At 68.7% G+C, this 6,884-nt stretch carries 8 protein-coding genes; 4 read left to right on the top strand and 4 right to left on the bottom strand.

Annotated features, from left to right (window positions below; all coding sequences use genetic code 11):
• The coding region (locus GPA22_RS12050; RefSeq protein ID WP_246264288.1) for an NAD(+)--dinitrogen-reductase ADP-D-ribosyltransferase at window positions 1–779 on the top strand (779 nt) is incomplete at its 5' end.
• The gene (draG, locus tag GPA22_RS12045; protein WP_169256307.1) at window positions 776–1,693 is read left to right on the top strand and encodes an ADP-ribosyl-[dinitrogen reductase] hydrolase; all 918 of its coding nucleotides are present in this window, start codon (window positions 776–778) and stop codon (window positions 1,691–1,693) included. The genes GPA22_RS12050 and draG, both read left to right, overlap by 4 nt.
• Here the strand turns inward: draG and nifT are convergent.
• From nifT to nifB, 3 genes are all read right to left on the bottom strand, one after another.
• A complete protein-coding gene (gene nifT / locus GPA22_RS12040; protein ID WP_121428195.1) occupies window positions 1,659–1,871 on the bottom strand; it encodes a putative nitrogen fixation protein NifT in 213 nt (70 codons plus the stop codon). The genes draG and nifT overlap by 35 nt on opposite strands.
• Entirely contained in the window at window positions 1,868–2,209 is a 342-nt protein-coding gene (locus GPA22_RS12035; RefSeq protein WP_169256306.1) for a nitrogen fixation protein NifZ, read from the bottom strand. The genes nifT and GPA22_RS12035 overlap by 4 nt, the downstream gene beginning before the upstream one ends.
• Before the next feature lie 84 nt (window positions 2,210–2,293).
• Complete coding sequence (nifB, locus tag GPA22_RS12030) at window positions 2,294–3,838, bottom strand: nitrogenase cofactor biosynthesis protein NifB (RefSeq protein WP_246264287.1); 1,545 nt, start codon at window positions 3,836–3,838, stop codon at window positions 2,294–2,296.
• 338 nt (window positions 3,839–4,176) lie between these two features.
• Here nifB and GPA22_RS12025 point away from each other — a divergent pair, with 338 nt between their 5' ends.
• Together GPA22_RS12025 and GPA22_RS12020 are read left to right on the top strand one after the other, a co-directional pair.
• Window positions 4,177–4,746 (top strand): hypothetical protein, encoded by a 570-nt coding sequence (locus GPA22_RS12025; RefSeq protein ID WP_169256305.1) that lies wholly within the window; start codon window positions 4,177–4,179, stop codon window positions 4,744–4,746.
• Between the two features lie 81 nt (window positions 4,747–4,827).
• Complete coding sequence (locus GPA22_RS12020; protein ID WP_169256304.1) at window positions 4,828–5,031, top strand: FmdB family zinc ribbon protein; 204 nt, start codon at window positions 4,828–4,830, stop codon at window positions 5,029–5,031.
• A gap of 14 nt (window positions 5,032–5,045) precedes the next feature.
• On the opposite strand, the gene nifA is transcribed toward GPA22_RS12020, so the two are convergent.
• Window positions 5,046–6,692 carry a nif-specific transcriptional activator NifA gene (nifA, locus tag GPA22_RS12015; protein WP_169256303.1) on the bottom strand — a complete coding sequence of 549 codons (1,647 nt, stop codon included), beginning with the start codon at window positions 6,690–6,692 and terminating at the stop codon, window positions 5,046–5,048.
• Window positions 6,693–6,884: the final 192 nt, after the last annotated feature.

Here is a 6,884-nt window from a genome sequence, read left to right as displayed (position 1 = left end):
GCACCAACCTGATCGGCGTCCCCACCGCCGTACTGGCAAGCAGCGCCTTCCAGGACACCCCGCTGCCGCTTGCCATCAGCGGCGTGCGGCAGACCAACGCGGCGCTCTTCGCGATGCTCCACGACGCCCGCTCCGCGAGCGATGCGGTTGCGGCATTCCGGATCTACATGCGCGCCGTATTCGATCTGGATGCCCCGCCGGAACGCGACGCCGCCGGCCGCAAGCGCTATCGTGCGAACTACCAGCGGCTGCTGCGCGGCTGGGGTTTCGATGCCAACGGCAAGGAGGGGGCGGTGCTCAAGGGCTGGGTGGAGTCGCGCTTCGGCCTGCTGCCGACCTTCCACAAGGAGATCCTGGGGCGCTATCCGTCGCCCGCGTGGATGACCTACACGGAGGAGAAGATGGCGGCGCGCTTCCACAACAACTGCATCCTGTTGCAGCTCGACCTGCTCTACGAATTCGCGCAGCGCTTCCTGCGCCGCTGGCTCTATCCCGGGCGCAGCCACCTCACCCTCTACCGCGGCGTGAACGACTTCGGCGAGCACCTGCTGGTCGAGCGCCTCGACCGCAGGCGCGCTGTCGTACGACAGAACAATCTCGTCTCGTTCACGACACAACGCGACGTGGCCGACCAGTTCGGCGACACCATCCTCGAAGTGGACGTGCCGCTGTCGAAGATCCTCTATTGCAACGCGATGGCCCCCGGGCCGGTGCTGCGCGGCGAAGGCGAGGTGCTGGTGATCGGCGGCGACTACCGCGTGCGGCTGGGCTACCTGTGAGCGGCGAACCCACCCTGCTCGACCGCGCCCGCGGCGCCTACCTGGGGCTCGCGGTAGGCGACGCACTGGGGGCGACCGTGGAGTTCCTCACTCCCGGCGAGATCCGCCACCAGTACGGCGAGCTGAAGGACATCGTGGGCGGCGGCTGGCTCAGGCTGAAGGCGGGCCAGGTGACCGACGACACGCAGATGTCGCTCGCCCTCGGCGAGGCCATCCTCGCCGCAGGCGGCTGGCACCTGCCGACCATCGCCGAGCACTGGCTCGCGTGGCTGAAGGGCAAGCCGATCGACGTCGGCAACACCTGTCGCCGCGGCCTCACCCGCTACGGGCGCGAGGGCAGCCTGCACGGACCGGCGAACGACGGGGATGCGGGCAACGGCGCGCTGATGCGCAACCTGCCGACGGTGCTACTGGCCCACTCCGACCCGGCCCTGCTGCAACGCCTGTCGATCGACCAGGCCCGCGTCACCCACCATCACCCGCTGTCGGACGCCGCCACCGTGACGGTCGCGCAGATGACCGCGGCGCTGCTTCACGGCGCGAAGCGCTCCGAGGTGATCGGCATCGCGCAGGACCTGGTGGCGCGCCACCGGCAGTTCCGCTTCGCCCCCTACCCGGGGCGCACCAGCGCCTACGTCGTGGACACGGTGCAGACGGTGCTGCACGCCTTCTTCACCAGCGCGGGTTTCGAGGATTGCCTGCGGCGGACGGTGAACCTCGGCGGCGACGCCGACACCACCGGCGCCATCGCCGGCATGCTGGCCGGGGCGCGCTGGGGCGCGGCGGCGATTCCCGCGCGCTGGCTGCGCAAGCTGGAGCGGCCGGCACGTGCCGCCATCGAGCGGCAGGTGCCGGCCCTCCTCGCCCTGGGCGACGCAATCAGTCGCCGGCCAGCCGCCGCGCCTCGACCGTGACCGGCAGGCGGGTGTCGAAGGGCAGGTCGGGCAGCTCCAGCTGCCAGCCGTTGTCGAGCGTGGCCGTGCTGCCCCACAGACGGTCGTCCGCCAGTTCGACGATGCGCGCCTCGAGGTCCTTCTTCGGCACGTAGATGGAATAGCCGCCGCCCGCTTCCTTGCGTACTGTCACTTTCATGCTGTTGCCTCCATGGATTCCGCGAGGCCGCCGATGGCCTCGCCGGGGGCGTCGACATCGTCCGCCGCGATGCGGTCGAGGGAGCGCAGTTCGCGCCCCTTCATGCCCACCACGTAGCCGCGGTCGACGAAATCGATGCCGTAGATGTAGAACTGCTGCAGGAAGGAGCCGATGCTCTTGACGTAGCCGACATCCCCCTTCTTCACCAGCAGGTCGCCGAGTTCCTTGCCGCCGAAGGTGCCGTCGTTGCGCACGTTCTTGCGCGAGACGACCTTTTCGCCATAGTCGAAGGCGGGCGGGCCGTCGAGTTCGACGAGGTCCGAGTCGCGGGCTAGCATGTCGGCCCCCGCAAGGCGGCCGTGGCGGAAGTGAGGGTGAGGTACATCGTCGTTCTCCTGAAGGTCGATGAAGTATTGCGAAGCTCAGGCGGCGGACGCCGCAACGGTCGGACAGGCGACGGTTTTGCCGAACCAGTCGAGCAGTGAGGCCTCGATGTATTCGTGCGCGTAGCCCTCGACGGCGGCGATGCCCGCCGCGGCCAGGTCCTTGCGCGGGCAGTGGCCGATCTTCGCCACCAGCACGGCACTGCAGCCGGCCAGCGCCTGTGCGATGCCGGGCATCGCCTCGTCGTCCTCATAGCCGCCCTGGCAATAGAGCTCCACCTTGCGGTGTCCGACGAACCGGGCGCCGGCGGCGGAGACCTCGTAGATCTGGAATTCCTCGGCGTGGCCGAAGTGCTGGTTGATGCGCCCTGAACCCTTGGTGGCCACCGCCACCAGCCGGGATGCATCGACTTGCCCGGTTACGACCGGCACGGCCGCCAGCGCCGCCTCCCGCGCCGCCGCCTGATCGCCGCGCTCCTTGTCCACGAAGGCACGGTAGGCCTGGCGGGTCTCCGCCACGCGGGCCGGGTCGATGCTCGCGGCAATCGCCGCGATGCTGTCCATGCCGAACTCGCCGCCCCGGTCCTCGCCGAGCATGCCCACCGCATCGGCGCGGCACTGCCGGCAGTGGCGCATCAGCTGCATGTCGCCCTCGCAGCGGTCCTGCAGGGTTTTCAGCTCCTCGGGCGTCGGCCCGCGCTGGCCGGTAAGGCCGAAATGGGTGCCGTGAGCCGGGTCGGAGATGAGCGGCATGATGTTGTGCAGGAAGGCGCCGCGGGCCTTCACCGCGGCATTCACCGCCACCAGGTGCGCGTCGTTGATGCCCGGAATCATCACCGAATTCACCTTCACCAGCACGCCGGCCGCCACCAGGCGCTCGAGGCCCAGCATCTGCCGCTCGTGGAGGATGCGCGCCGCCTCCACGCCGTGGAAGCGCTTGTGCCGGTAGTAGATCCACGGGTAGATGCGCGCCCCCACCTCGGGATCGACCATGTTGATGGTGATGGTGACGTGATCGACGCCGAGGTCGCGGATGCGCTCGACGTGGTCGGGCAGCGCCAGGCCGTTGGTGGACAGGCACAGGCGCAGGTCCGGCGCGGCGGCCTTGATCAGGTCGAAGGTGCGGAAGGTCTTCTCCGGATTCGCCAGCGCGTCGCCGGGGCCGGCGATGCCCACCACCGACAGCTGCGGGATGCGCGCCGCCACCGCCAGCACCTTGGTCGCCGCCTGCTCGGGTGTGAGCTTCTCGCTGACGACACCGGGGCGGCTCTCGTTGGCACAGTCGAACTTGCGGTTGCAGTAGTTGCACTGGATGTTGCAGGCCGGCGCCACGGCGACGTGCATGCGGGCGAAGTGGTGGTGCGCCTCGGCGCTGTAACAGGGGTGGTCGTGCACCCGAGCGCGGATGTGTTCGGGCAGTGCCGACGACGAAGCGGAACCGCAACCGCCCTGCTGCGCCGTGCTGCACCCGCTGTCGGTCGCGGCGCTGCGCGCGACCGTGAGGGGAATGACGCGGCGTGGCGCGCTCGCCGTCCGCATGGACGGGGAAGCAGACAGTGCGACGATCGAAGGGGGCAAGGCCATGGCATTCTCCGTTGAGCCTGTTCGTCTCGGCGCGCAAGGCGGCGCCATGGCTCCCCCCATTGCAACGCCCGTGCCACCGCGGGCGACATCGCCGAAATCCTTGCGGCGAGCGGCTCTCCGCGTTTTTTCAGGATCCGTGGCGGATGTCCGGTTCGCAACAAGCGGGGCGGAATCGCGACATTGGCGTCGCGGCGTCCGGCGTGTTGCAAAGTGGACATTGTCGCGACAGACGGACGCAGGCGGTTTTCGGAAACCCTTGCCAGCCGGCGATCACGGCGCATGGCACGGTTCTCGCAGTGATCGGGCTGATCCGATCCTCATCGACAAGCGAGACCACCATGAGCACCTCCCCCCTCTTCAGCACCCTCGGCGACAAGCTGCTGTCCCCCACCTTCAGCGGCGCGACCGGGAAAGCCGACCGCTACGGCTTCCGCGGCGAACTCGGCCTGCGCTTCCCGCCGTCCGTCGCCGGCGAGAAGCGCCCGCCCGAGATCAAGGCCGACCAGGTGATCTTCGCCGCCGAGGGCGAGCAGCTCGTCTTCCTCACCCTGCACGTCGAGTCCCTCGCCCACCTCGACCTGATCCGCGAGACCTTCGGCAGCGCGCTGACGCCCGCAGGCAAGTACTTCATCTTCGCCGGCAACGTGGACATTTCGAAGAAGTACCAGCTCGACATCGAGGGCATCACCTTCCACGTGCTGCCCCTCGACGAGGCGACGGTGTACAACGAGATCCTCGACCTGTTCTACCTGGAGAAGAACGAGCTCAAGAAGCTCGGCAACGACGCCAAGATCGACGCGATCGTCACGGCGGCCGGTGCCTCGCGCGGCGGCTTTCCCCTCGTACCCTACGCCCAGGCCCTGGCCGAGATGGGGCCGGTCAAGGTGGCCGAAAACCGTCCCGTGTAATTTTTCGCCGCGGGCGCGGGATGGCCCGGCGGCCGCCCGCGCTCTTCACGGATCGCATCGACGAACACCCCAGGAGCGAGCATGCCCCTCTTCGACTTCCGCTGCCCCCGTTGCCGGACCGTGCACGAGCGCCTGGTGCGCGCCGACAGCACACCGGCCTGCGACACCTGCGGCCAGCCGCTGGAACGCCTGGTATCCCTTCCTGCCGCGCCCGGCAAGAGCGCCGGCATGATCGCCCGCGCCCGCGCACGGGCGGCGCGGGAGGGGCACTTCAGCAACGACTGAAATCGCCCACGCCCCTACAGGCGCTTCATCTCGACCCCCTGCTTGCGCAGCGCGTAGCCGATCTGGCGGGGGGTTAGGCCCAGCAGGCGCGCGGCCTTGGCCTGGACCCAGCCGCAGCGCTCCATCGCGTCGATCAGACGGGTGCGCTCATCGGCGGGCACCGCACCGCCTTCGTCGGCGCGGTTGGCTGCAATCTCCTCGCCCGGCACGACCGGCGAGGACACGGCCGGGCGTGCCCGCGACAGCGGCGCGGCCGCCACCGGAAAACAGCTGCGCGAGCGCGTAGTCTCCAGCAGCATCGCCGAGAAGCACTGGCCCTTCTGGCAGCGCATGTCGCTTTCGCGGATGAGGTTGCCGCGGGTCATGGTGGCGGCCCGCTGGATGCAGTTTTCCAGTTCGCGCACATTGCCCGGCCAGTTGCACTGCATCAGGATCTCGACGGCACCGCTGGTGATCGCCAGCGCGCGGTTGTTCTCCGTGTTGAAGCGGCTGAGGAAGAAATCCACCAGCAGCGGAATGTCGTCCTTCCGCTCGCGCAGCGGCGGCAGGAAGATCGTCACGACGTTGAGGCGGAAGTAGAGGTCGGCGCGGAAGTCGCCCTTCTGCACCATCTCCTCCAGGTTGCGGTTCGTCGCCGCCACGAGGCGGACGTCGGTCTTGATCGTCTTGCTGCCGCCGACCCGCTCGAACTCGTGCTCCTGCAGCACGCGCAGCAGCTTGGCCTGGAAGGATGGCGAGATGTCGCCGATCTCGTCGAGGAAGACCGTGCCGCCGTTCGCCATCTCGAAGCGCCCCTTGCGCTCCGAGGTCGCGCCGGTGAAGGCGCCCTTCTCGTGGCCGAACAGTTCCGATTCCAGCAGGGTCTCGGGCAGGGCCGCGCAGTTGAGCTTGACGAAGGGTCCCTTGCTGCGCGCCGACAGGTAATGGATGGCGTGCGCGATGGCCTCCTTGCCGGTGCCCGACTCGCCGCGCAGCAGCACCGTGGCGTCCGAGCCGCGGGCCGCCTGATGCACGTCCGCGAAGACCTCCTTCATGCGCTTCGATTTGCCGACGACGTTCTCGATGTCGTACCGGCCCTGCAGCTGTTTCTGCAGCCGGCTGGTTTCCTCCAGCAGGTGCTGGCGGTCGACGGCCACCGCCCGGTGCAGCTGATACGTCTGGCCCAGGAGGTTCGCCACCAGCGACAGGATGCGCACGTCGCGCTCGAAGCTGATCGGCCGCTCGCCGCCGGGCTTGCGGTCGGCCGACAGGATGCCGATCACCTCGCGCTCGCTCTTCACCGGCACGACGATGTAGGCGGTGCCCGCGACGCCGTCCGGATTGTGTCCGGTGCGGTTGAGGAACAGCGGATCCTTCGTCAGGTCGGGGACGACGATGGGCGAACCGTGACGCAGCACCTGGGCGGTCATGCCCTCCGCTGCGTCGAGCACCGGCGCTTCGTCGAGGGCCCAGGGGACCCCGGCCGCACCAATGATGTGCAGCTTGCCGTCGTCCTGCACCAGGCCGACGATGCCGTGTTCCATCTGCAGCTGCGTGAGCAGCAGCCTGAGCACCTTCCGCACGGATTGCCGGAAGTCCAAGGTCGCGGTGAGAACCTTGCTGATCTCGTAGATGGTGAGGAGTTCCAGCTCGGACGACTGATTGGTTTTCCCACTTTGCATGATCGCGATTCCTGGCGCCCGGTCATGGCCGGGTTGGTTCTTGTGGTGGATGCCCCCTCCCCGCCCTGGACAAAGCAAGCGGCGCGCCACCCTCGGTCTCCGGCCCCGGACTGGCACGTCGCTTGCACCCTTCCACGACAGACCGCAGCGGCGGTCCCGTCTTGTCGGCTTTCCGCCACGACGCTTGTTCCT

Source organism: Aromatoleum toluvorans (genome assembly GCF_012910905.1).
Classification (GTDB): domain Bacteria; phylum Pseudomonadota; class Gammaproteobacteria; order Burkholderiales; family Rhodocyclaceae; genus Aromatoleum; species Aromatoleum toluvorans.
Note: the sequence above shows the minus strand (reverse complement) of the source record. Positions and strands in the feature narration are given on the sequence as shown.

What these genes read in the sequence shown, in the direction of transcription:
- GPA22_RS12035 (WP_169256306.1), bottom strand. Translation starts at nt 2,209, where the DNA reads ATGCTAGCCCGCGACTCGGACCTCGTCGAACTCGACGGCCCGCCCGCC.
- GPA22_RS12020 (WP_169256304.1), top strand. Translation starts at nt 4,828, where the DNA reads ATGCCCCTCTTCGACTTCCGCTGCCCCCGTTGCCGGACCGTGCACGAG.
- nifB (WP_246264287.1), bottom strand. Translation starts at nt 3,838, where the DNA reads ATGGCCTTGCCCCCTTCGATCGTCGCACTGTCTGCTTCCCCGTCCATG.
- nifT (WP_121428195.1), bottom strand. Translation starts at nt 1,871, where the DNA reads ATGAAAGTGACAGTACGCAAGGAAGCGGGCGGCGGCTATTCCATCTAC.
- nifA (WP_169256303.1), bottom strand. Translation starts at nt 6,692, where the DNA reads ATGCAAAGTGGGAAAACCAATCAGTCGTCCGAGCTGGAACTCCTCACC.
- GPA22_RS12025 (WP_169256305.1), top strand. Translation starts at nt 4,177, where the DNA reads ATGAGCACCTCCCCCCTCTTCAGCACCCTCGGCGACAAGCTGCTGTCC.